Origin of the sequence: Mycoplasmopsis bovigenitalium (assembly GCF_900660525.1) — a bacterium.
GTDB classification, from domain to species: domain Bacteria; phylum Bacillota_I; class Bacilli_A; order Mycoplasmatales; family Metamycoplasmataceae; genus Mycoplasmopsis; species Mycoplasmopsis bovigenitalium.
On sequence record NZ_LR214970.1, the window covers coordinates 172,147 to 198,109 of the forward strand.

The 25,963-nt window shown below is 28.1% G+C and carries 21 protein-coding genes and 1 tRNA gene; 9 read left to right on the forward strand and 13 right to left on the reverse strand.

Annotated features, from left to right (window positions below; all coding sequences use genetic code 4):
- Window positions 1-179 precede the first annotated feature (179 nt).
- Window positions 180-1,748, forward strand: coding sequence for a hypothetical protein (locus EXC34_RS00800; RefSeq protein ID WP_129687505.1), 1,569 nt, complete (start codon window positions 180-182; stop codon window positions 1,746-1,748).
- A 47-nt stretch (window positions 1,749-1,795) separates the two neighbouring features.
- Here EXC34_RS00800 and EXC34_RS00805 read toward each other — a convergent pair whose 3' ends face one another.
- Genes EXC34_RS00805 through dcm_N form a run of 3 tightly spaced genes read right to left on the reverse strand, consistent with a single transcriptional unit; the run spans window position 1,796 to window position 4,348 of the window.
- Window positions 1,796-3,166, reverse strand: coding sequence for an MAG4270 family putative restriction endonuclease (locus EXC34_RS00805; RefSeq protein ID WP_129687506.1), 1,371 nt, complete (start codon window positions 3,164-3,166; stop codon window positions 1,796-1,798).
- Window positions 3,153-3,971 carry a DNA (cytosine-5-)-methyltransferase gene (gene dcm, locus EXC34_RS00810; RefSeq protein WP_220096528.1) on the reverse strand — a complete coding sequence of 273 codons (819 nt, stop codon included), beginning with the start codon at window positions 3,969-3,971 and terminating at the stop codon, window positions 3,153-3,155. The genes EXC34_RS00805 and dcm overlap by 14 nt, the downstream gene beginning before the upstream one ends.
- Window positions 3,929-4,348: a DNA (cytosine-5-)-methyltransferase N-terminal subunit gene (gene dcm_N, locus EXC34_RS03710; RefSeq protein ID WP_246003939.1), complete on the reverse strand. Its 420-nt coding sequence runs from the start codon at window positions 4,346-4,348 to the stop codon at window positions 3,929-3,931. The genes dcm and dcm_N overlap by 43 nt, the downstream gene beginning before the upstream one ends.
- A 176-nt stretch (window positions 4,349-4,524) precedes the next feature.
- On the opposite strand from dcm_N, the gene EXC34_RS00815 reads away from it, so the two are divergent.
- Window positions 4,525-5,940 (forward strand): MnuA family membrane nuclease, encoded by a 1,416-nt coding sequence (locus tag EXC34_RS00815; RefSeq protein ID WP_129687507.1) that lies wholly within the window; start codon window positions 4,525-4,527, stop codon window positions 5,938-5,940.
- A 57-nt stretch (window positions 5,941-5,997) separates the two neighbouring features.
- Here the strand turns inward: EXC34_RS00815 and EXC34_RS00820 are convergent, their stop codons facing one another.
- The 5 genes from EXC34_RS00820 to EXC34_RS00840 are packed head-to-tail and all read right to left on the reverse strand — an operon-like array spanning window position 5,998 to window position 10,639.
- Window positions 5,998-6,510 (reverse strand): adenine phosphoribosyltransferase, encoded by a 513-nt coding sequence (locus tag EXC34_RS00820; protein WP_004420051.1) that lies wholly within the window; start codon window positions 6,508-6,510, stop codon window positions 5,998-6,000.
- A gap of 8 nt (window positions 6,511-6,518) precedes the next feature.
- Entirely contained in the window at window positions 6,519-8,324 is a 1,806-nt protein-coding gene (infB, locus tag EXC34_RS00825) for a translation initiation factor IF-2 (protein ID WP_129687508.1), read from the reverse strand.
- The gene (locus EXC34_RS00830; protein WP_129687509.1) at window positions 8,303-8,590 is read right to left on the reverse strand and encodes a YlxR family protein; all 288 of its coding nucleotides are present in this window, start codon (window positions 8,588-8,590) and stop codon (window positions 8,303-8,305) included. Before EXC34_RS00830 ends, infB begins: the two co-directional genes overlap by 22 nt.
- A 3-nt stretch (window positions 8,591-8,593) precedes the next feature.
- The gene (locus tag EXC34_RS00835; protein WP_129687510.1) at window positions 8,594-10,201 is read right to left on the reverse strand and encodes a transcription termination/antitermination protein NusA; all 1,608 of its coding nucleotides are present in this window, start codon (window positions 10,199-10,201) and stop codon (window positions 8,594-8,596) included.
- Window positions 10,202-10,210: 9 nt separating this feature from the next.
- The gene (locus EXC34_RS00840) at window positions 10,211-10,639 is read right to left on the reverse strand and encodes an LSm family protein (RefSeq protein ID WP_129687511.1); all 429 of its coding nucleotides are present in this window, start codon (window positions 10,637-10,639) and stop codon (window positions 10,211-10,213) included.
- Between the two features lie 331 nt (window positions 10,640-10,970).
- Here EXC34_RS00840 and rpsT point away from each other — a divergent pair, with 331 nt between their 5' ends.
- Complete coding sequence (rpsT, locus tag EXC34_RS00845) at window positions 10,971-11,240, forward strand: 30S ribosomal protein S20 (protein WP_004420037.1); 270 nt, start codon at window positions 10,971-10,973, stop codon at window positions 11,238-11,240.
- Between the two features lie 476 nt (window positions 11,241-11,716).
- Here the strand turns inward: rpsT and EXC34_RS00850 are convergent, their stop codons facing one another.
- Window positions 11,717-12,703, reverse strand: a complete 987-nt coding sequence (locus EXC34_RS00850) for an alpha-ketoacid dehydrogenase subunit beta (RefSeq protein WP_129687512.1) — start codon at window positions 12,701-12,703, stop codon at window positions 11,717-11,719.
- Window positions 12,704-12,724: 21 nt separating this feature from the next.
- Window positions 12,725-13,807 (reverse strand): thiamine pyrophosphate-dependent enzyme, encoded by a 1,083-nt coding sequence (locus tag EXC34_RS00855; protein ID WP_129687513.1) that lies wholly within the window; start codon window positions 13,805-13,807, stop codon window positions 12,725-12,727.
- Between the two features lie 356 nt (window positions 13,808-14,163).
- On the opposite strand from EXC34_RS00855, the gene EXC34_RS00860 reads away from it, so the two are divergent.
- The 5 genes from EXC34_RS00860 to EXC34_RS00880 all read left to right on the forward strand — a co-directional run bounded on the left by EXC34_RS00860 (window position 14,164) and on the right by EXC34_RS00880 (window position 20,155).
- Window positions 14,164-15,075 carry a DegV family protein gene (locus EXC34_RS00860; RefSeq protein ID WP_129687514.1) on the forward strand — a complete coding sequence of 304 codons (912 nt, stop codon included), beginning with the start codon at window positions 14,164-14,166 and terminating at the stop codon, window positions 15,073-15,075.
- A 115-nt stretch (window positions 15,076-15,190) separates the two neighbouring features.
- A complete protein-coding gene (locus EXC34_RS00865) occupies window positions 15,191-16,405 on the forward strand; it encodes an ATP-binding cassette domain-containing protein (protein WP_129687515.1) in 1,215 nt (404 codons plus the stop codon).
- Between the two features lie 214 nt (window positions 16,406-16,619).
- A complete protein-coding gene (locus tag EXC34_RS00870) occupies window positions 16,620-17,354 on the forward strand; it encodes a sugar ABC transporter permease (protein WP_246003940.1) in 735 nt (244 codons plus the stop codon).
- Entirely contained in the window at window positions 17,344-18,150 is an 807-nt protein-coding gene (locus EXC34_RS00875) for an ABC transporter permease family protein (protein ID WP_129687517.1), read from the forward strand. Before EXC34_RS00870 ends, EXC34_RS00875 begins: the two co-directional genes overlap by 11 nt.
- A gap of 196 nt (window positions 18,151-18,346) precedes the next feature.
- Complete coding sequence (locus EXC34_RS00880) at window positions 18,347-20,155, forward strand: P68 family surface lipoprotein (protein WP_129687518.1); 1,809 nt, start codon at window positions 18,347-18,349, stop codon at window positions 20,153-20,155.
- 87 nt (window positions 20,156-20,242) lie between these two features.
- On the opposite strand, the gene EXC34_RS00885 is transcribed toward EXC34_RS00880, so the two are convergent.
- Both EXC34_RS00885 and EXC34_RS00890 read right to left on the reverse strand, forming a co-directional pair.
- Entirely contained in the window at window positions 20,243-21,037 is a 795-nt protein-coding gene (locus EXC34_RS00885) for an alpha/beta fold hydrolase (RefSeq protein WP_129687519.1), read from the reverse strand.
- Between the two features lie 180 nt (window positions 21,038-21,217).
- Window positions 21,218-21,292, reverse strand: a tRNA-Trp gene (locus EXC34_RS00890).
- Between the two features lie 63 nt (window positions 21,293-21,355).
- On the opposite strand from EXC34_RS00890, the gene EXC34_RS00895 reads away from it, so the two are divergent.
- The gene (locus EXC34_RS00895) at window positions 21,356-21,973 is read left to right on the forward strand and encodes a hypothetical protein (protein ID WP_129687520.1); all 618 of its coding nucleotides are present in this window, start codon (window positions 21,356-21,358) and stop codon (window positions 21,971-21,973) included.
- Between the two features lie 376 nt (window positions 21,974-22,349).
- On the opposite strand, the gene EXC34_RS00900 is transcribed toward EXC34_RS00895, so the two are convergent.
- Window positions 22,350-25,853, reverse strand: coding sequence for a coiled-coil domain-containing protein (locus tag EXC34_RS00900; protein ID WP_129687521.1), 3,504 nt, complete (start codon window positions 25,851-25,853; stop codon window positions 22,350-22,352).
- Window positions 25,854-25,963: the final 110 nt, after the last annotated feature.

The following is a 25,963-nucleotide window of genomic DNA, read 5'->3' on the forward strand; positions in this document are numbered from 1 at the left end:
ATTACATTACACAATGTAGTTAATAACAATATTAATATTTATTCAAAGCAATTCAACAATCTAAATTATGGAAAAGTGTGAATTGTTTTTTTTTTTTTTTGATTTCGATGATTTTGCGTATACATGAAACTCAAATATTTAGAATAAAAATAGATATTAAATATAGGAGAAAATTGATAATGAAGAAGAAATTAGGGTTCTTAATAACCTCGTGCATGTCAGTTTCAGCACTGCCACTTTTTGCTGCTGCATGTAAAAATGAGCAAGCAAATGCTGGCAAACAAGAAGAAGTTGATGTAAACACACTATTTAAAATTTCACTACCTAAAAACACTGAGAAAAAACCAAGTGAATTAAAACCCAAAGACATTGTTGTTGAAATTTTAAACAATGATGTTAATGTTAAAATTCAAAAAGTTGAATTCAAAGATGGTAAGGGTGTTTTAGTATCTTATTTAGCAACCAACACAAAAACAAATAAGATAGTAGATGAAAAGACTATAACCCTTGAGGTTACAACTAAAAAAGACCAAGCAGAACCTAAAAAAGATAAAAAATATGATGATTTAGTAACAGTTAGTGTTGATGAATCTAAAAAAAGTAAAGTAGCGGATGAGGCAACAAAAGAAGATATTATTGTTTCAAAAGCTGAAGGCGAAACATTTACTACTGAAGTATTGGAAGTTAAGGTACAAAACAAAAATCTAGACACTGTTAATGTCAAAATTAAAGTTGTTGATGGAAAAATTGAAAAAACAATAACCAAAACTATTTCTGGGTTTAAAGAAGCAACTCCAAATGATGTTAAAGAAGGTTATTTAATATTTAAGGATTTAGAAATCGTTGATGCTGACCAAGCTAAGAAATGATTAAAAGAAGCTAAAAATGGCACAATAGTTTATTACGATTACAAAACCCACGAATTTTATACAAAAAAATTTGATAACAAGAATCCAAATGATAGTGAAAGATTCGCAATATTAAAACCTAAACAAACTCCTAAGTGAGGTATTGAAACAGCGAGTCCTGATGCTAAGCAAGGTAATAAGGAATTTAAAGGAACAGCAAAGCTTGTTAAAGAAGAGAACAAAGTTGGTATTGAGTTTAAAATAAGTAAGTATAATAGCGAAACAAAAACTGCGAATTTCTTTGATATGGTTAAAAAATCAAATTTAATAGATATTCCAGAAATAAAAACAACAGAAAGTGCTGGAGCAAATTCAAATGGAACAATAGACACTCCAAATTCAGGCAAAAGTGAAAAACCTCAAGGTGATCAACCTGGTGGGGGCAATGCAAATTCAAGCGGTGCCGAAAATGGAAATGTATTGAATGAAAATGATATATCTCAAACACTTATGATTCCTGAACTATACAAACCATCATTAAGTGGTAAATTATTTGTTGTCGAAGAAGAAACTAATAAGGGTGATATTATTAAGGGTCTTGATGAAGCAATAAAAAGTTCACAATCTTCATTAAGAATTGACGCTGGTAAATTAAATATTAAACGCGGAAAATCTCTAAAAGGTATCTCATTTGTCAAAGAAATCGATTCATCAATTGTGAAAAAAATAAACACGCACGGAAGTAAGGGTGCATCAATAGGATATAAATTCAATGGTAGTAGAAAAGGTATCAAAGTAGAAAATATTGGTGGCAATAAATATAAACTTTCTTGATATTTAATTACAAAAGATGGCAAACCAACTGATACTATTTTCACTCAAGAAATTGATTTATCATAATAATTTAATCATCAAATTAACGTCTTAGGATTTCTAAGACGTTTTTGTTAATTTAACTTTTGTCAATTTTCACTTATAGTCTCAAATTTAAATCTAGAGTTTTTATTTTTTTGACTTAATTGATTTTTCACTTTTTGCATTCTTTTTTCAATATATTTTTTTGCATTATTAACTATATTTATTTTGTTATTAGCATTAGAAAGTATTTGTTGTTTGAAAGATTTTAATTTTTTTAATTCATTCAATATCATCTTTTGATAATCATTGATATTTGTGTTTTTTAATGTTAAATAAACATGAAAGTTTTCATCAAAAATTCATGTTAATTGGTCATAAAGTCTATGATGTGTTGCGTCCATAGATATTAAATTGTTTTGGTCTGTTATTCACCTTAATTCCTCGCATTTTTTAACTAAATTATTAATTTGAGAAATATTCATAATTTGATTTTTAATTTGAGTATATAGATTTTTTTGAATATCTTGTTTGATTCATTCTACATTATATATGTGAGCTTTTTCACTAGTTACTGAATTAATTTTTAGTGAAGGCTCAATATTTTTTATATTGTCTCTATGCTGCTTAATATGTCTTAAAATTGATACGTCAATTTTGCGCATTTGAGAAAGATTTTTTATATTATTTTTGATACTATTGATTAATGTTTCGTCGATGTAATCACTTTTTAAAACTCTAAATATATTTGTGTAATAATTTTCTTTTACATTCATATTTAATTGATTTTCGAAAAAATCAATTAGTGATAAATTATTTGTTTTTTGATATTTTTTTAGTTCATCAAGTTCATCAAGTTCATTTGGTGTTAAATCCATGAATAAATGAAAATTATCCTTACCAGACATAGAAAAAGATAGTTTAATATTAGCATCTACAACTGTTAATGATTCTATTATTTTTACAATAACTAAGAATTTTGAGTTTGTTTTATCATCCATAAATAATGTTTGACTACTTTTATTATTTTGAAGTGAACCTGACGGATTTGAACCATTTAGAAGAGCATTTATGTTATAAATTGTTGTTTGATATATGGGCTGGCTATAGTCATTAAAAAGATTGTTTAGTTTCTTGATTTGATCTTCACTAAAGTTAATTATTGAATCAGAAGAATTATTTGTTCGCGACTTTTGAATATCATTTCCAATGCACTTTTCTAGAATTTTTCCTCTATTAATGAAATTAGAGTTTTTACTACTAAACCAGCTTGGCGTAGTTAACAAATTCATGCGAAAAACTTTAAAATCAAATTTACGAGCATAAATTAAACCATTAAAAGGATTAATTAAAATATATAAGTATAAATCATAGGCAGGTTTTTTTATATTTTCTATGTTCTTTGAAGCAAAATGTAATTTTAAAACTTTTAAATTATTGGTTAGAAAGTTATTTTCTCTCATAACACTCTTTAATTGTTTTAAATATTGCTTCAAGAACTTCAACACAAATACTATTGCCAGCAGTAAAGATCATTTTATTTGGAGAAATTAGTTTGGATTCTTTTATTTTTAGCGCGTCATTGATGTCAAAACCCATATATTGATAAGCTTCAATTTCATTTATATAACGAATTATATTTTCCTTTTCAAAATAGAATTTTAGTCTACTGTTTGCTCCTGATGCGGTTAGAGTTGGACCTAAACTATCAGTTTTATAAATGTATGCTTCTGAATTGAAGTTTGTGTAGTCACCCAGCTTTGATTTAACAATATTATTTTTAGTTTTTACGAATTCACTCATTTTATAATTGAATAAGTGATTTAGATTGTTTCCATCATAAGGATTATTTATTATTTTATTTAATTTAGATTTTATTTGAATTTCCTCGTTTGGAAATTCAAAATCAATTTTTTCACTTTTGAGAATAGAGACCATAAAGACTCTTTCGCGATTTTGTGAACTTCCATAATTTGCTGCGTTTAAAACTTTATATTTTGATTTATAGCCGATTTTGTCCAATATACCTATTCATTTTTCAAAATCGCCAATAAATTTTTTGCTTACTAATGCTTTTACATTTTCAAGTAAAAGTATTTTTGGTAATCTATCTGTGTTCTCATTCAGAATTCGTTCAACTTCATAAAGTAAACCACTTCTTGTGTTTTGATTCATGCCGCGTTGCTTGCCTTGTTGTGATAAGTCCTGGCAAGGGAAGGAATAAGTTAATATGTCAATATCTTTTGGTAATTTGACAATTCTTTTAATATCCGTGTGATTCTCTCTCTCTTGTTATATCTATCATTAAAATAATTGTTTTTTAGATAGGCATAAAGGTATGAAAAATAACTACGTAATTTTAGTTCGTTAAACCGGTTAAAGTAGTTAGAATTTACAACATCTTTACTATTTGAGCTAAATGTATAGTTTGAAAGTATGTCAACCATTTGATTTTTTGTTAGTTTGTTTTCTGGTTCAAGCAACCCATAGTGAATTATCATGTATGAAATAATTGCATCAATATAAAACTCACAAACGCCAACACTAATTACATCTTTATTTGAATTTTTGTATATGTTCTTAAGTGATTTATATTGACTACCTAGACCTGCAAACATCTCAAATAATTTAATCTTTTTATTCATAATATATTAATTTTAGCGCGCATGAAAATTATCAAATGTTTATTTATTAAAATTGAGATTAAAAATACACTCAAAATATTAGTATTAAAATTTACTTATTCAATTGAATTTTGCATTCATTAGTTCAAATATTGAACATCCCACACTATATTCATATATAGTTGTAGAATTAAATTATGAAAAAAATTAAGCTAATACTTTTGAGTTCAATATCGACAATAGCAACACCTATTTTTATGTCTAGTTCTTGCGCAACTAGTAAAGAAAATAATAAAGTAGCAAACACCAATAATCAGAATGAAGATGCAAATGTTAATTCTGAAGGCAATGTTGAAATTGATTCGCAAAATTCAAATGACACAAACCAACCAACAATGCCTGATTTGCTAGCTGGTAGACCAAGATATAATAGAAATCACCCTCGCAGATCTAAAAGATTAAAAGATAAAAATCAGAATCAAGAAACTGATTCAAAGAGCAAAAAAACTAATTCAAAAAAGAAAACCAAAAAACTAGAAAATAAAGCAAATTCAACTACTGGAAATGGCGAAATAGACTCAAAAAACAATTCAAAAAGTCAAAATATTTCTAATAAAAACAAATTAAGAATTGCATCTTGAAATTTAAAAAATTTTGGCGATTCATCATTGAAAACACCTAAGGCAAAAGCCATATCTTCAATTATATATAAACAAGGTTATGATGTCGTTGGATTAACAGAACTTGATTCAAATAGACCAGTTGAAAGCATCGTCGATTTACTAAACGAACTTGAATCAAAACTAGGTACAAATAATGTATGAAAATCAATTGTATCGGACGAGTATAATGCTGCAAAAGGGTATAAGAGTCAAGCTGATAAATATGCCGCGTACATTTATAAGTCAAATATTGTTGAACCATTACTTTTAAAAAATGGTAAGCAGAGCGCAACATATGATAATAGCAATTTTGAAAATAAATTTAGAGGCACTGTAAATAATTACAATAGACCTCCATTCTTGGTTCAATTTGGGTTAAGAATTCCAGAATATAAAAAAGTAAACTTTTCATATTTGCTTGCTCATTTTGATGGTCCCGGACAAAATAAACATAATCATGAGCCTAAATACCAACGCGAAAATGGTGCTCACGAAATGAATGAAGCTTGAAATATTAAAAATGTGTTTGAATGAGCGAAAAAATTAAATAATGGGGATGATGATTTAATTTTTCAAGGTGATACAAATATTTCACTTGGTAATGAAAAAGATGCATTTGGTTGGATTGGCGGTTCTACTCAAATGCCATTAAAAGAAAATGAGCAAAATAAATCATCATTATCACAAAGAATAAACTCATACTCGCAAACTTTTGACAAAATTGTTCATCAATCTAATCTAAAACATGAAAATGCAAAAGTGTATAAATTATATGATTTTGTAAATGATGGTTCATATATGTTTGAAAATATTTCATCACTTGATAAATGAGTATCATATTATAGTCAATATAAAAGATATAAGACTGCATACAATTACATATACTCAGGCGTGTCCGACCATTGCCCAATTAGCTATGATCTTATTTTAGACGCTAATGATCCAAAATAAAAAACTCGCGCACGAGTTTTTTTGTTTTCAATAGTAAAATGAATCAATTAGTAAATTTTAAACAGTAACTAAAGAATGAATTTCAATGTCTGACTTTGCAAATCTTCCACGACCATTAAGGTCTTTTAATTCAAGAAGTAGAATTATTTTTTTAACAATTGCTCCTTGTTCTTCAAGTAGTTTAACTATTGCTTCGGTTGTGCCGCCAGTTGCTAAAACATCATCAATAATTGCCACTTTTTGTCCTTTTTTAATAAAGCCGTCTTGAATTTGTAGAACATTATTGCCGTATTCTAAATCATAGTTTTTACTGATAACTTTTCCGGGCAATTTACCTGGTTTTCTGACCATTATAAAAGGTTTTTTTAATACTGCAGCTGTGGGGGTCCCAAATAAAAATCCTCTTGCATCAGGGCCCACAATAACATCACAATCTGATGCTAATACTGCCATTTGTTCAATTGTGTAATGAAGCGCTTCACCATTTGCTAATAAAGGGCTAATATCTTTAAAAATTATGCCCTTTTTAGGGAAATTATGTACATCACGAATATATTTATTTAAATCCATTTAAACCTCTAAATATTTACTGCAACATCTTCAAAAAATTCAACAATGTCGTCTTCATTAAAGTCATTAAATTTCTTGATAGTCATACCGAAGTCTTTGCCTTTTTCAACTTCTTTAACATCATTTATGTCACGTCTTAGTGTTTCAACTAATCCTTCGTGAATTAATTTACGTTTTCTAAAGACTTTAACTTTGCAACCAAGCTTTACAATACCCTCATCAAGCATAGTTCCGGCAATTGTACCAACTTTTGAGAAGTAGAAAGTTTTGATAACGTGGCCAGAACCAATTTTTTTCTCTTCATAAACGATTGCTTTTTCGCCATCTAGTAATGCTTGCATGTCTTCAATAACCTTGAAAACAACATCATAGTAAGCAATTTTAACATTTGCTTGTTTTGCGCTTTGTTTTATGTTTGTGTTTGCCTTAATTCTGAATGTAATTATTATGGCGTTTGATGCCTGTGCTAAAAGTAAATCAGAGTTAGTAACTTCACCAGTTTGAGCGCCAATAACTTTAATTACAGCATCATCATTGCACATGCCATCTAAACTTGATTTTAGAGCTTCAGAAGTTCCTTGAACATCTGAACGAATAATTACATTAAGGATTTTTTTGCCCTCTTCATTTGCCATTGCTTGAGCCTTGGCAAATAAATCTTGTTTTTTGTCCATTTGTTGTTTTTCAAGTGCGATTTTTTTGGCATATTTTTCATCATCAAAAGAAATAAATCTATCGCCAGCAAGTGGTGAGGTGTTTAGACCTGAAACTACAACTGGCATTCCTGGAATTGCATTTTCAATCACCTTGCCGGTGGTTGTTTTTAGCATTTTGATTCTACCAAATGAAGAACCAGCAACAACAAAATCGCCTTTGTAAAGAGTTCCATTTGTAATTAGCAATGTTGCAACAACACCAACTCCCTTGTCAGCTCTTGATTCAATAACAATACCTGATGAATAACGATTTGGGTTAGCTTTTAAATCCATTAAGTCTGAAAACGCAATAATATTATCTAAAAGTAAGTCAATTCCTTCACCGGTTTTAGCAGACCCATAAACTGTAATGACATCGCCGCCATATTCTTCAACAATAACATCGTTTTCAGCCAATTCTCTTTTAACTTTTTCAACATCTGCATTTGGTTTATCCATTTTATTAACAAAAACAATTATTGGTGCATTTGCAGCTTTAGCGTGTAAAATTGCTTCTTTAGTTTGAGGTTTAACTCCATCATCGGCAGCAACGACTAAAATAACAATATCAGTAACTTGAGCACCACGAGAACGCATTTCGGTAAAAACTTCATGTCCAGGTGTGTCAATAAAAGTGATCGTTCCTTTTTCATTTGATACTTGGTAAGCTCCAACGTGTTGTGTTATACCACTTGACTCTGTTTCAGCTACCTTAGTTTTTCTAATAAAGTCTAACAATGTAGTTTTTCCATGGTCAACGTGTCCCATAATTGTTATTACTGGAGGGCGTTTTTTAAGTGAAGATTCATCGTCTTCAAATTCAACTCTATTTAAAAAGTTTGATGCATCAACATTTTGTTCTTTTTTAAAGTCTAAATTGTGTTCCATACACACTTCGGCGATTTCTTCTTCGTCAAGCATATGGTTAATTTGGTATAGTTTGCCTTTCATCATGAATGATTTGATTAAATCATTCGGGTTTACACTGATTTTTTTAGCAAATTCACCTAGTGGCAGTGAATTTGTAAAAATAAATACACCATTTTTAACCTCTGTTTTGATGCTTTTTAATTGAGATTCCACATCTCGTTGATTGCTTATTCTACTTTTTTTAGACATTGTGCCTCCCTTAATTCTTTTTCAATGTTGGCATATATTTCTCTTGAAATATTAGTTCTAAAAGCTCTGTTTAAGCCTTTGGTTTTTGTTATTTGTTGCCAATTTTCTTCGTTACATTCAAAGTAGCAACCGCGACCCTTTAATTGATTTTTTAGGTCAAGAGTAATGTGATTTTGTGGTTTGTCAAAATTAACTCTTACTAGTTTTTCTGTTGGTAAAATTTTACCAGTTACAATACATTTTCTATTGGTTTGGGTTTTTTGCATTGGTTATTCTCAGTCTTCATCGACATCAAAATCACTTATATCAAAATCATCTAATCCAAAGCTTGATAAATCATCATCAACTTTGAACTTTTCAATTGCTTCTTTAACTTTTTTATAGTCTTCAACATCTATTTTAGCAGCTGCTTTTTTGTCGTTTTCTTTTTCAAATTCTTTAGATATGTCATCAATAGTAATGTTTTCTTCTTTTGGTTTTGATTCGCTATTGTGTTTTTTGAATAATTCTTCAAAGTCTAAATCAAATTCTGATGTGTCAATATCTTTGAATTCATGCTCTTGGAAGTTTTGTACATCAGAATCAAATGAGTCGGCTGAAACAGTGATTTTATCAATATCAAATAAAGGTTTTGAATATGTTCTTGATGGTCTTTGTTTGAAAAGTGGTTTAACTTGTTCTTCAGGCATTTTTGTAAATTCAATTTTTTGCTCTTTTGCTTTATCTTCGGTTATTAAATCAATATTTAAGCCAGTCAAACTTGATGCAAGAGAAACATTAACCCCTCTTCGACCAATTGCTGGAGTTAGATTATCTTTTGCTACGATAACTCAATATGAATCTTGGCGCGCATTAGCATCAAATTTATTTTTGGCAACAACATCGATAATTTTTGCTGGTGACATAGCATTTCTAATATATTTTTGCGGGTCGCTTTCAAACATTATTACATCGATTTTTTCGCCAATTATTTTATTAAGTCCCAAGATTCTTTGGCCAGATGGTCCTATTATTGCACCGAAAATGTCAAAATTTTCAGGTGCGAAGCTGCCAAGTTTGAATGATACTTTAGTTCTTTCACCAGGTTGACGAACTACATTTACGATTTCAATAATTCCGTCGTTAATTTCAGGTATATTACGTTTCAATGCTTCTTCAACATTCTCTTTTGAATCAACAGAAACTTGAACTTGACTTAGTTTTGCTTCTTCTTCAACTTTATAAACCGTTGCTCAATCGTATTGGCCAACTTTAATGTTTTTCTTAGAACTTATTAAAGAAGATGGCAAGTATGCTGGTGTAAGTGTGTTTTTATCATCAATAATTTGAACATTTCATGAACCATCTGAGTTTTTCGCATTGAATTGAATTTGAACTCTTTCGCCAATTCTATTTTTAAATGTTTCGTAAACTTTTTGTTTTCTCAGATTTGACATTCCTTGTTGAATTGATGAGTGAATAGTTTTTAGTAAAGATTGGAATTTTGTGTTTTTAAGTGCAAAATTCAATTTTGTTAAGTCAAGTTCTTTTTCAAAAACATCATCTAGTGAAATATTTTTGTCAATGGTTTTAGCTTCAGAAAGTGAGATGTATGAAGCGTGCATCAACAATGCTTCATTTTCTGATGCATTTGCATATTCGTTTGCTTCTTCATCGCTTATAACAATCATTGATTTAATGATTGGCGATAATGTTTCTGAATTATCGTCTAATTTGTACTCAACAATAACTTCTGGGTCAATTTTTGAAAGAATTTTGGTTGTTTCTTCACTAAAAACTTTGATAATGTCATTTATGTCTAATCCTTGTTTTTTTTCAAAAGATTTTACTATTTCATAAAATGCGTGTGCATTTGAATTTTCAATAGGTTTTGTCATTTTTACTCCTTAAAATTTGATGTATTTACTAATTGAAAAAATGTTATCTTTTTGAAGTTTTATTTTTCTTATATTTCCTCTTTGGTTTCATTTTATTAAAAGATATTCATCATGAACTTCTAGTAGTTTCGCAATATATTTATCAACTTTGTTTTCGTTTTTCTTTAGTTTTATCTCTAAATCTTCATTGATAAATTCATTGATGTTTTGCAAATCAATTGTTAAATCAGTCCCGGGTGAATGAATTAAAATTGAATCAAAACGCGAAATATCTTGTGTTTCAAGTCATAAATTTATTTTTCTTGATAAAGTTTCTAAATTTTCCATATCTCTATGTTTTACAGTGATATCCAGCGCAAACATGCCATCAATATGAGCCTCATTTGCTTGAATAATTTCATTTGGAAATTCCTTATTTAATGATTCAAATCAATTCATTTTTCTCCTTAAAAATAACAAAGAGTTGCGGGGGAAGCAACTCAATGATATTTGACTTGTATTTTTATTATAGCACAATAAAGTGTTAATCTAAATTTTTGTTTTAGCTGCTTAATACCCCCCAGGTTAAAAAAATGATTGAAATTATGTACATAAAATACAAATTTTTTTCAAAAAGCAATTTAATATATTTATTTAATAAATATTTTTCTTTCGAAAAATCTTAAAATAAACAAAATCATTTATTTGTAAAAAAATTTTTTTAGATTATAATAAATAAGATTTTTTCAACTAGTTATCTAGTTTTAACAATGAAAAAAGGAGGCTTATTATGGCAAATATTAAATCAAAAATTAAACACATTGCTAAATCTGAGGAAAACAGATTAAGAAATAATGCAATGAAAACGAGAATTCGTAAAGCGATTAGAGCAGCTAGAGAAGCAGTTTTAGCTAAAGCTGAAAATGCAAAAGAATTAGTACAAAAAGCTCACTCAATTATTGCTACAGCAGTTCAAAAAGGTGTTTTCCACCCCAACAAAGGTGCTAGAAAATCATCTCGTTTGGATTTATTCGTAAACGCACAAACAAAAGCTGAATAAGTTTCTACATTTAAGCAGTAAATTACTGCTTTTTTTATTCAAACTTTATTTTAGATTGAAATTTTTGTTTAAAATTTCGCAAAAAATAAAACAATGATTTTTAAAAAAACTTAGTTAATCAATAAAAAAGTTACAAATTGATGTTATTTGCAAAAGATAGTTCTCAAATTTAAATCTTGTAATTTGAGTAAATAAAAGCGTTGAGGATTAACAAGTGAGGGGGAATTATTTATAAAGCGTAGTGCTTTTATTACAGCATTCATTGATTATCTAAAATTGTTTCTTAGTTTCATACCTTATTGCATTAATATTTAAATATCTGCACGGATAAGTGTTTATACTTTGCTTAAATTTTATAATGCCTTTATCTTTCCCTATTTTCCTTTTTTGAATGTTTTTTCAATATTAAATGATTAATTGAATTAAATTATTGCAATTAAAAAACAAGCCCAGAAGGCTTGCTTGATGAATTTAAATTATCCAAGAATTTCTTTAATTACAGTAGCAATTTTGTCTTTGTTTACCATGAATTTGCTTTCAAGAGCTGGTAAAGGTACTGTAACGTCAGGTGTGTTTAGACGAACCGGTGCTGCCACTAGGTGGTCAAATGCTTTTTCGTTTACACGAGTAATAACTTCAGCTGCAACTGAACCTGATTGAACTGCTTCTGAAACTACTAATAGACGACCTGTTTTCTTAACTGATTTGATAATTGTTTCTGTATCGATTGGTTTGATTGTTCTCAAGTCAATAACTTCGATTGAGTAATCTTTTCCTTCTTCAGCTAATGATTTTAGAGCGTTAATTGTTTCGTGAACCATGTGTCCGTATGTAACAACTGTTAAGTCATCACCTTCAATTTTAACATCAGCTTTACCAATTGGAAGTGTATAGTAACCAGCTGGAATTTCTTGTTTGAATGAACGATAGTCGTGTTTGTGTTCTAGGAATACTACTGGGTCATTGTCTTCAATAGCTGCAATCAATAGACCTTTTGAGTCATAAGGAGTTGATGGCATAACTACTTTAATACCTGGTATGTGTGCGAATAATGCTTCTAGCGATTCTGAGTGGTGTTCTAGAGCTCTAACCCCACCACCACAAGGCATTCTTAATACTAGAGGTGCAGATAATTTTCCACGTGATCTGTTTCTAATACGTGCTGCGTTACCAAATAATTGAGCTAGACCATAGAAGATAAATCCTGAGAATTGAATTTCAGCAACTGGTCTTAATCCAGCAACAGCTGAACCGATTGCAGAACCAACGATAGCTGATTCTGAAATTGGAGCATCAAATACTCTTTCTACACCATATTTAGCTTGTAAACCTTGTGTAGCACGGAAAACACCACCTTCAAAACCAGCATCTTGACCATAAACAATAACTGATTTGTCTTTTTCCATCATAACGTCTAAGGCGTTTGTAATGGCTGCTATATTATTTACTTTAATTGTTTCCATATTTTTCTCCTTTATTGTTTATTATTCGAATCTTCTGTTAACTTCTCTTTGTTCGATTAGTTCTTCAGGTAAAGTTTCGTATGTGTATTTGTAAATGTCGTCAAAGCCTTCTGTAGCCATTGTTTCTGTTGATTTTTCGTAAGCCACTTTAGCATCTTCTGTGCCTTCTTCGAAGAATTTATTTTTTTCTTCTTCAGTAACAATTCCATTGTCAAATAGGTATTTTTCAATACGGTGGAATGGTTCTCATTTTTCGTATTCGATTTCTTCTTCTCTTGTACGGTATACACGTGGGTCATCACTTGTAGTGTGTTGTCCTTGACGTCATGTAACCATTTCAATTAGAACTGGACCATTTCCTTCACGAGCAAATTCAGCAGCTTCTTTTAATGTTTCGTAAGCAGCTAGTAGGTCGTTACCATCAACACGTAATGAAGGGATATCGTATGATAGACCTCTTTGTGATAGAGTTTTAACTTTGTAACTATTGTGTTCAGGAACTGAGATAGCTCATCTGTTGTTTGCAATAACAACAACAACAGGTAGGTTAAATAATGAAGCTCAGTTTAAACCTTCATGGAATTCACCTTCGTTTGTTCCACCATTACCAATAATTGTAAAGGCAACATTTCCATTTCCTTGAACTTTTAGAGCTTTACCAACACCAGCAGCTTGTGAAATTTGTGAAGCAATAATAACTTGAAGTGGAGTTGTATTTGATTTAAGTTTTGAACCTAATTCAGAACCTCTTCAGTATAGGTAAATTGATTCCATTGATTCACCACGAGCTAGCAATGCAGCTAAAACACGGTAGTGAGGAATGAATCAGTCTTCTTTTTTCATTACAAAACCTAGAGCGGTTAAGTATGCTTCTTCACCAAGTGCAGTAGCAAATGTTCCAAGACGTCCTGTTCTTTGTAGTGTCAATGCGTAGGTGTCTCAAGCACGAGCTTTGATCATATTGTGGTACATGTCTTTTAGCTCTTCTTTTGAAGCAGTTGTTTTGAATGATTTGTCAATTAGATCACCATTAATGTCTAAGAAACGAATCATTGTTTCTGGGCAGTTCATCACTTTGCCCGGTTCGATGAATTTGTATTTCATTTGGAATTCCTTTCATTGAATAATTTGCGTATTTTTGATACGTAATTATTATAAAGCATTAACTAAGGTATATAAAAATATTTTCATATTGTCTTAAAAAAACAATTAAATGCATTTTTGCCCCATTTAAGGCCAGTTTATTTAGTTTTTCATTTATTAACTTTGAAAAAATGACTTTTAAAATTCGATTTAAATTTAATGCAAAAAAATAATTTTAAAAAATAATGGAATTGATTTCATTTCGCAACAAAACTTTATGAAATAAATTAATTATTTTGATTGTGTGCAATTGAAATGAAACCATGCATAAATCATTTCGTTTTTAAAATAATAAAAATTATTGTAATATTAATAATATGAAATATGCAATAGTTATAGACTCTTCTTGTGGTTTAACTCAAGAACAAGCCCATAAATTAGGCTGACATTTTTTACCATTACATATCAATATCGAAGGCAAAGAATTTAAAGATGGTGTTGATATTACTCCTGAAAATTTATTCAATTTTTATAATAAAAACTCAAAAGCTAAAACATCAGCAGTTAATTTAGGTTATGCAGAAGAATTGTTCAATAAACTTTCAAAAGATTATGACAGAATTATTGTATATCCAATATCAAAACATCTTTCTGCTAGTTGTGCTTCATTGACAACATTAGCCAAAGATTTTGAAAAAGTAAGAGTTGTAAATTCAATTCAAGTTTTACAAATGATTTTGATTGATTTAGTTTGATTTGAACATCAAATGTCAATTGATTCTTCAAGATTAGATGAGTATATTGATATTTTAGAAAAAGATAATTTATGACATCGAAAATCAATTTCATTGATTCCTAAATTTAATAGTTATTTAGTTAAAGGCGGGCGCTTGCATCCAGCTGCTGCAGCCGTTGCTAAATTACTAAAAATTGTGCCAATTATTTGTTGAAAAGATGGTCAACTATTAAAAGAAGCTGTTGGTAGAACTTTTTCCAAAACAGTTCTAAAAGCAATTGATTTAAAAAAAGAAATCTTGCCAATTGAAAAAGGTAAGGAATTATATGTTATGTCATTAGATTCTCATTCAGATATTGCTGAACGAGATGATTTGTTGAATAATATATTCGAGAAATTTGGTATTCATTCGATTCATGGCTTAATAGCGCCAGTAGTTGGAATTCACACCGGTCCAGAAGCCTTAGCAATTCTTGTGTACGAGATGGAACCAGTAGTTGCACAAAAGTGCTGTGAATTCTTTAAAAATCTTGGATATATTTCAAAACAATAAGTTAAATGATTAATTGTTGCGAAAAAACTCATATTAAAACACATCAAGCAATAAATCTTGGTGTGTTTTAATATTGAAGAATTGGAAAATATTTTATTGTTTATAATTTCACATTATGACGAAAATAGGTTCAAATAGTAAAAATGTGCTAGTTAGCATTGAAAATTTAAAGTTTAAGTACAATAAAAAATCTACTGATTATGATTTAGAAATTCCAAATTTAGAAATTGAAGAGGGTAAAATTATTTCTTTATTAGGTCCTTCTGGGAGTGGAAAGACCACATTATTTAATATTCTGTTGGGTTTCTTAAAACCTGAAAATGGGAAAATTTTAATCAAAAATAATTTAAAAACACATGAAATTGCATATATCATGCAAGAAAATTCAATTTATGAAAATGTTTCTGTTTTTAATAATATTTTTTTAAGTGCAAAAAATAATAGAAATTGAATAGATTCATCTAGAATTGAATTTTTAGGCGAATTTTCAGATATTAAAAATGATCAAAAAATAAGTAAATATTTTGATGAATATGTATCTTTTTCAAAAGAAAAAGAAAAAAATGATTGAAAGATAAAATTTGCTTATTCTAAACTTTGATTTGCGATTTTGTTTACCAAAAAAATTAGAAAAAAATGAACTCTGCTTAAAAACTTGGCACTTAAAAAATTATTTAAAAAAGAGCTGGATACTCTTGCTAAAAAATTAGAAATAGATCATTTAATTAATAAAAATGTTGATGAACTTTCTGGGGGTCAAAAGCAGCGAGTGGCATTTGCAAAAGGAATAGTTAAGAGAACTAACTTTGTGTTGATGGATGAACCATTTTCTGCTCTGGATGCTAAAATCAAGGAATCAACAATAGATTGATTGTTAAAAATTAAAAATGAATTTAACTTAAGTATAATCATTGTCACTCATGACCAACAAGATGCAATGAAAATTAGTGATAAAATTATTCTTCTTTCCAATGGAAAAGTTCAACAATTTTCCACTGGTCAAGAAATGTATGAAAATCCAGCTAATTTATTTGTTGCAAAATTTATTGGTTCCCCTGAAATTAATTTTATAAAAGAAGAAGACAATAAATTATTCTACATTCGTCAAAATAAAATTAATGTTTCAATTCTTAAAGAAGGAAAATATAAAATAATGAACAAAAAACATTTTGGCGATAAAGTTCAATATCAAATTGAATTCGAAAAAAATAATATTTGATCAATTGTTTTAAATGAAGATAATTTAAAAATCGGTGATTTTGTAGATATTGATTACTCAAAAAATGATGTTCTGATTTTTGATAAATGTGGAGAAAGAATAAATGAATAAGAAAATATCTAGAAACGCGTTAAATATTTTTCAAATATTTTTGCTTATATCCCCTTTGTTAATTTGCATATTACTTTTTAGCTTAGTTCCTATATTCTTAACACTGCAAAAATCATTTAAATATTTTCCCTATTCACATACAAAATCAATATATACGTATAATTTTGGTAACTACAAAAATATATTTAACGATTCTCAATTTCATCATGCGATTTTGAATACAACAACTACAACATTTATTGGTTCATTTAGTGCAATGTTATTTGCTTTAATGTTTGCCATTTTAATCGAGCACGTTATTTCTAAAACTGCAAAAAATGCCTTTTTAACATTGATTTATTCACAATTTTTTATTTCATCATTTGCCGTTGGTATTGCTTTTACAGTGTTTTTCGGAAGCAAAGGACTATTTTATAAACTACTTGGAACTGAATATCATTTTACGTATGGTGAAAAACGTTTGCCAATTTGAGTATATTACTCATTATTTCAATTTTGAAGAGCCTTGCCATTTAATTTAGTTTTGTTTGCTTCAGCAATTAACAGAGCGAACTCAAAATATTCAAAACTTATAAAAAATGATAAATTAACATTATTGCAAAAAATTAAATTTATTTATTCAAATGAAATTGAAAAAGTCTTTTTTGTAATACTTTTTACTAATTTTATTTTTGCAACCCTATTGCTACCTGACGCAATATTAGAAAGTTCTTTTGATGTTGATTTAAATCACGCCCACACTCTTACAAGTTATGCAATTAAGTATTCAGGCGGAGGCTCAAATCCTTCCCTTAAATATGAAAAAGGTTATGCCGCTGCATTTTTTAGCTTTATATACTTAGTTTTTTTGATGTTTATAATCTTGGTTTTAAGACCTTCATTTATTAAAAAAATAATAAATTTTGCGCAAAAATACAAAGCAAAATCTCGGAGAAAAAATGAGTGCTAAAGTCGTTATTAAAGAAATTTTAAGGTACATTTTTATTGGACTTTTGGTTATTTTTGTTTTATTTCCAGTTTATTATTTACTGCTTTTTTCACTATTATCGTCAAATTCAATTAAGGATTCAAGCTATAACTTTGTAATTCGCGAGTGAAATTGAAGTAATTTTGGAAAACTTTTTGACAAACAATTTTTTGATGCTTTATTTTATACATTTGTTTTTGCTTCAACATTAATTTTACTTCGTCTAATTACTTATTCATTGGCGATAGCGGGTCTTTTAAAAATGAAGCCATTGTTGCAAAAAATATTTCAATATTTCTTTTTGTTAATAAGTTTAGTGCCTGAATTTTCAATATTTTTAAGCTTAAAAATCACACTAAATGATTTGCATATTTCGTCAATATTTTTTACAACTATAACTAACGCAATTTTTTCATTTTTTAGTTTTACTTATGTATTTAATTTGGCAAAAAGCACATCGAATAAAAAGTCTAAACTAATGATAAATGACAATTTGCGCTGATACCAAAAAATCATTTATGTATATTTACCAAAACTTAAATTAGCATATTTTTTAATGATAATTTTTACATTTATTTCGGTTTGAAATGATTATTTGTGACCAGTGTATATTTTACAAGGGACAAACATTCAAAATATAACAATTTGATATAGAAACTTATTTGTTACTTCTGGCGGCGCATTAATCAATATTCAAGCTGCGGGCGCGATTATATCAATAGTCATTCCACTAACAATATATGGAATTTTTGCAAAAAAAATCAATAGATTTAATTAATAAATATATCCTAGCAAACTATTTAGATTAGTTCATATAGGATATATTTTATTTACTATAATGGCCTAAAATCAATTCAAAAGGTATAAAACGTGAAAAATTTTCATATTTTGTTGGTAATTAGGGCTTGTAATTTCCATTTTTGGAGTATAAATATGGGGAATACGTATAAATTATTATATTTGGAGACGGGAAAATGAAGAATAGAAAAATATTGATTGCAGGAGCAATAATTGCTTCTACTACACCTTTAATTGCTGCAGCTTGTGGAAGTAAACCAGTTGAAAAAAGTGATTCAATTTTATTTAGTTTAGCACAAGGAAAAAACTGGCCATTACCAACAGCACTAACCAAATTTATTGATTATTACAACAAAAATCAAAGCCATATTGAGGGCTTTAAAAAAGTCAAAGCAAGTTTTGCTGATGAACATAAAATTTTTAGTGAATTTGGATTAATTAAAGATGTAAAAAATAAACTAGAAACAAATGAAATAAATAAAGTACCAAACTTGATTTTAGGGGCGCAATCAAGTGCTTACATTATTAATCAAGATAATAGACTTCTTGATGTTAGCGATGTTGGGGTTAATAAAGATTTATTTGAAAGCAATATTGCAAATTTACACTCAAAATTATCAGGACAAAGCGCTGATAAATTATACAATTTGCCTTTTGACAATGCTGATGTTGATTCAGTAGTTTATAACTTAGATTTAATGCGTTTAATTTTTGAAAAAATCAAAGAAGGCGGCGGAACAGTCAAAGAAGATTTTGAACTTTATAAAAAAGCTCAAGAATCAAAAGATAAAGGTTCAAATGTTCCGGAAGAAAGTATTTTTAAAGCTTTAAAAGTTAAACAAAATGCTTTTAAAGATTTTACAGTTGATAAAACTACATTCGAATCAATTAAATCAATCAGAGAGTTTGCTAAAAAATTTGCTCAAGGTGTTGAATTGGAACAAGCAAAAATCAATTCAAATACAATAAATGGTGAAGTTTTATCAATTGATTATCAAATTGACACATTTTTCAAAGAACTTTATGGTGAGATTCCAGAAAACAAAGAGCTTTATGAACTTGTTAAGACAAATGATAAAAATCAGCCAACAAAAATCAATTACAATTTAATTGATAATCAAGAAGTTTTAGGCAAATTTAAAGAATTATGAAAACAATACAATGAGTCAATTGTTAGTCTAAAAAAACAAAATGTTGGTGATAAAAATGAAACCAAAGCATTTCAATCTATAAAATATATGGCCAATAGTAATCTTGAATGAGGCTCATGAAATATAATGTTCTATAACAGTGCAATTAGTTTTGCGGCAAGTGTCGGCGCAAACCAAAATAGACAAACACCTTGAGCAAATTACTATTTTGTTAATTTAACAAAATTACAAACTCAAGAACGTTTCAATAAAAATGCTAAAGATGAAGATGTTTGAATGCAACCCCAAATAACTCTAACTAAACCTGGTGGTCGTCATTACTTTTTAGAAGGCGGTTCAAGTATTATCCCTATTAAACATGGAGATGAAAAAGATAGAGCAACAAAATTGTTTATTAAATGACTATATACTGGTAAAAATGATATTTTAAATCCAGGGGTTTTAGAAGACAACTGAAAAACTTTTGCTAAAACATCAGGATACATTATTCCACTAAAAAGCGTTGCTAATGAGCAAAATTTAAGATTTATAAAAGATGAAATTACTAAACTAGAAGCGGTTGCTAAAGATTCAAATAGTGATGAAAAAACAAGAAATGCTGCAATCGATGCTAAAAACTATTACACATCAGCTGCAATTTCACTTGAATCAATTCTTAAATTAAGTAAAACTGATGAAAAAGTTAAACCAATGGCCATGGTAACAGATGATTTAACAGCAACAATTGCAACATCAATTGATAAAGCTTTATTTAACACAACAAAATATGACAGTCCTGAACAAGTTGATGCTGAAAAAATTGCTCAAACTATTAAATCTGCTAAAAATAACTAGTATAAAAAAACCTTTGTTTTGATGATTAAATTCATTAAGAACGAAAGGTTTTTTTGTTTTCAATTGAAAAATGAGTTTATTGGTAAATTATTTATCTAAAAAAGGTTCTAAAATATTAATAAAAGCTTGTCAGTTTTCTTCAAACATCATATGACCTGTTTTAGGAATATAATGTGTTTCAATATTCTTGACCTGTGAATTGAAATAACGTATACAATTTTCGCGGTCAATCACTGCGTCTTTTTCCCCTAATATAAGAATAGTAGGTACATTAATTGAGTTTAAGCCTTTTTCAATTTCGTCAATTAACTTCGGATCCGGCAATGAATAACCCAATTTAATTGTATTTTCATAGTTAAATGCTTTAGGATCGAAAAATTCTCTTGTATTTTGCATTCATTTTTCATCATTTGTGAAACGTGAAATATCGTAATATAGACCTTCTAAAAACTTCAAGTATTCTTCAAAAGTTTTGGGAAAATATGTGTTGTAAAATACTTCTCTAGTTACTAATGATGATCTATTCATTGGTGCTACATAAACCATTTTTTTAAATAATTCAGGACGCATTTTATAGGCTAATGATATGGTTCCTCCACCCATTGAATGACCAATCAAAGTAACATTTTTTAATTGATTTTTTTCAATGAATTCTACCAACAATTTTGCAAATTGATACACGCTAACTTCATGTCCATTTACGGGTTCTACTTGATTGTTGCCCGGAAATTGTATTGCATAATAATTAGATTTTGTTCAATATTGTTCAAAAATTTTAAATCTACCAGCACTTGAGTTAAAACCATGAACAAATATTATATTTTCGTTTTCATTATTATTGTCTTTGAAAACGAAATCATAGTCATAAATTATTTTTTTCATCTCTCTCCTTGCTTAATAATATTTAATATTCTAATACAAAGATAATTAATTTATATAAATTAGCCAAAATCAATTTAAAAATCAATATATATGGAAAATATTTCTTAAATTTTCGCCTTAAAAATCTCAAAATTTTTTATTACTTTTTAAATAAATATTTTAAAAAAGTAATAAAAAAAATGGCAGGAGTGACAGGACTCGAACCCATAACACACGGGGTTGAAGCCCGTTGTTCTACCATTGAACTACACTCCTAGCGTTCCATATAATTATAACTAAAAAATAATAAATTTAAAATTTTAAGAATATAATTAACTCATGCCCAGTTTAAAACTAATTTATAGCTATAAAAGTAGATCTTTTTTTACATATGAGTTAACTAGTTTATCTATTTATTTAGCATATTTTATAGCTTCAGGTTTTTCGGTCTTTTTAGCATATATTCCATTTGGGCCAGCATGACTGACTTACTTACCAGTGATTTTGGCAATTGCAATTGTTCATCTGGGTTTTAAGGGAGCTTTTGTTAGTGGACTGGGATTTGGTTTTTCTTCTTTTATAGCTTCTATAATTGTTGGTTTAATTTGATTTCAATATGTAGATGTTTCAATTTTGCCTAGATTTTTTGTTGGAATAGGCACCTATCTTGCATATTTATTATTGAGAATGAATAATAAACCTAAATTATGAAAGTTCATAATATTGACTTTAATTGCCACGGAGTTAAATACTTTGTTTGTATTTACTGCATTATATGTTCACTCAAATTTTATTAACACACTTGCTGGTTTGCCAGGTTTAAAAACTTTTATAGTATTAAATACAATTAACTTGATTTTTGAGCCTATTGCTAATGTTTTAATTGGTTTAGCAGTTTATATTCCATTAATAAATTTTAGAAACACATATCAATACAAAAAAACAATCACTTGATAATTTACTAATTCAATTGTAAAATGAATTAATTTGCAAAAATATCTTGCTAGGCGGGATATTTATTTTTTTATTTGGTTATGTTGGGGGGGGTGTATTTAAATTTAATCGAAATTTTGCATAAAAAATCAAATCGTTATATTCAGATATTTGATTTTTATTTTCAAAACATTTGACCAATGGTTTAAATGTATGAAATAGCATAAAAAAATAATAGATGAGCTATTAGTATTATTTTCTTGATTTGTTTACATGTTTTATTTTTGTGATAAACAAGATTGAAGTATAAAGTGCTTAATATTTATTGTTACTACTTTTGTGTTTTTTTAATAAAAAACAACGTAATGTTAACAATTACGTTGTGTGGATTTTTTAATTGCTATTGAATATTTTTAGCTATTAATTCTTCCTCTTTGATGCTGTCTCCCTTATTTACATTGGTATCGAAATTTTGTGTGGCAACGTTGGGATCGTTTGGATCATAGCTGTCTTTTTTACTTTCGTAATCCTCTTTGATGTAGATTAAAGGAATTATATAGTTTTTATCATTAGGCATACCAATTATCTTTAAGTCCAATTCAAGCCCATCATCATCACCGGACTTAAATGATATTCCTCATGCATGATAATCATATATTCTACCTAACCGTTTAAATTGTATTTTATTTGGATCATAATAATCAAGTGAATCTCGTGCAATAGAAGGTTTTGCAAAACTTCTAAATTTTGGATCGGCATTTCAATTAATAGTTAAATTATTATATTTTGAATTATATTTTGTTTTATCTAATGTAGGGCGAGCATTTTTTAGATTAGTTTTAATTTCTTCTTTATTATTATCTAAATACATAAATGATATTATTAATCGACCATTCTTTACTCTTCATTTTCCGTTGCCAATAAGTCTTAATACTTCTTTTTTGAATATTTTATACTTGGTGCGCAAATATACATCTAGCATGATGCGATTTACATCGTGTCCATTTATACCGTAATTCTCAAGGTTTGTCTTAGTTAACCCATCGAAAAAGTCTTTATTATGCTTAATAGTTGAATTGTAGAATTCTTCTCAACCATCGGATTTTATAGAATCATTTTCCGCCCTATTATTTATATAATCATGGGAATCTTTTATTGTATCAACATATTTTTTAATAATATCTTTAGCTAATTTTAGTTTTTTGCCTTTTTCTTGAATTGAATTATTTTCAAGGTTTTGTTCATACTCTTGTTTGTACTGAGTAACTTGTTTTTCTAGGTGGCTTATTAATTCATTATTTTTTCGTTTTAGGTTTACACTTGTTATTGACTGATTATATTGTTTTAAATCATTAATTTTATCACTTATATCTTTAATTGAATCATTATATTCTGCAGCCTTTGAATTTACTTTTTCTTTATTTGATTTTGCTTTTAACTCGTCATAAATTCTTTGGGCTTCATCCTTGCCATTTGCATTAATAATTTGCTCTTTTGTTGATGCTTTATCAGCTTCAACTTTTTCTAACTTATCAACTTCGCTAATTAATTTTTGTTTGTCAGCATTTAGTTGACTAGCTTCCTTTTCAACTTTCTTGATAGATTCAGAATCAATAGCTTGTTTTAATTTATTCTTTAGATTTTGTTTATCTTTATCGCCTAAATAAGGAAAAGTAACTTTATTATCTAATTTATTGATTAAATCTTCTTTTTGTGTTTTTAAAGTAGCAAAATCGTTTTTGATTTTGTTGTATTTATTTTTGTCATCTTCGTTTACTAATTTGTTTTTTTGTTCATTAATAAAGTGCTCAGTAAACATGTCACTATATTTTATGTTTTCTTCAAATAAATCTTGTTTTTCTTTATTTTTGTTTGTTAATTCTTCAACTATTTTGTTTATTTGCTCTTTACTTGCATTTGTTGTATTTTTTATTTGATTGATTTTTTGCGTTTTTTCGTTATTGCTAATAAAGTCAAGATATCTAATTTTTGATTCAGCATCTAGTTTTTCTGATTCTAAAACATCGCCTTTGGCTTTAGCAACAATTGCTCTAATGCCTGTTTCGTCATCTTTTTTGTTTATTTCGTTAATCAATTGCTCTTTATTATTAATATTTAGTTTATTAATTTCATTAATTGCATTTTGTTTAGCTTTTTCCAATTGCGCTTGATTTTCCACATTTTCAACATCGACTTGACTTTGTGCTTTTGTTAATAAATCTTTAAGTTCTGTTTTTTTATTTTCAGGAATTTTGTTTTCAGAATTATTAATAAATTCTTTAACTTTTGTCTTAGAATTATTAATATGTTTTTTTTCTTCTTTGGATGAAGTTGCCTTATTTAGTTTTTCTGATTTGATATTATTAGATAATTGATTTTTATATTTATCAGTAAAGTCAAAAGTATTGATTTCTGAAATCAATTTTGCTTTTTCATCATTAATTTTTGAGTATTCTTCTTTAATTTTTTCGTAGTTAGATTCGTTATATTCATTGATTTTACTAATGAATTCGCTAATTTCATCTTTAGAAAGATTTTGCAATGTTCTTACAAACTTTTTATATTGTTCTTTTTTATTAGCTAGATTTATTTCATCACGAATATTTGCCAATTCTTGCGGAGTATTAGCTAAAGCTATTTTTACTGAAAAGTGCTCAATTTGTTCTTCGTTAAGGTTATTTGCCGCCTCTAAAACCTTAGTTATTGTGCTTTTCATTTTATCTAGTGAAGCAACTTTATTGTTTTCATTATTTAATTTTAATTGTCCAATATGTTTAAGACCTTTGTCGTATTCTGCATCCTTAATTTTTGTTTCTAAATCTTTTATTGATTCATTTGTTGTGTTGTAATTATCAAATTCTTTTGATAATTCATCAAAATCAGTGCTATTTGCGATTTTTCGTTTAGATTTATTAATTTTTGTTTCTAATTCATTTAATTTTTGGTCAATATTATTTGAAATAACTGCTAATTTTGGTTTAGTATTTTTTAGTGCTTGCTCTGATTTTGAAATAATATCTTTAAGTTGTTCATTTGCTGCTAAAACAGACTCGTTTAAGCCTTCTTCTGATTCAACAATTTTTACTGTGCTATTTGCTTTGGTTATGTTTTTTTCTAAATCAGTAATGAAATCTTCAATCTCTTTAATATTGTTGCCAAGATTTGCAGATTTATTGATTTTGTTATTTAACTCATTAATTACATTGTTAATTGCTTGTAAATATTTATTGTTTTTTTGTTCTTCATTAACGTTTTTTAATTCCTCAATTAGTTTTTTAACTTCTTCAATTGCCTGTTTTAGTTCTTCATTTAAAGTTGATAAATTGTCAACGTTTGATTGAGAATCCTGAACTTTTTGTTTAGAATTCTCGACTTTTTTAATTACTGTTTCTAATTTAATGTCAGCTGCTTGAAGTCTAGGCTTGTCAATTTCATAGGTTTCTTTTAATTGTTTTTTGGCTTCATTTGAAGTTTTTATTGCTTCATTGTACATGGTATCAAATGCAGATTTATTTTGCTCATAACGCAATTTAGAATCTTTAATTTTAGCTTTTAATTCGCTAATTGAATTTTTAAAATTATCAATTTCATTATTGATTTTATCGTTAGTTTCGTATTCTTCTTTGTTATATTCATTGAATTTTCGATTGAATTGTGCTAATTTTTGTTCAGCTTCATCAATAGCATTTTTTAATGAATCAACAGAACCTTTATTTTGGTCAAGTTTATCACTGGTGTTATTAACATCAATTATTTGCTCTTTTATCTCATCATTAATTCTTTTAACTTCTCTTGGGTGCGAATGATTTTTTTGAATAATAATTGCAGAAGTAGCGCCAACTGCGCTACCGCTTGCGATAAGAACTACGCAATTAAATAGTCTCCGCTCTGTAGATTTACGCATAACTTACTCCTTATTGGTTTATAAATATATAAAAAAGAATTTTTTATCTATTATTTAGTTAATCTCTTACATTTTACCTTTGTGCAAAAAAAAAAAAAAAATAGCCCGCA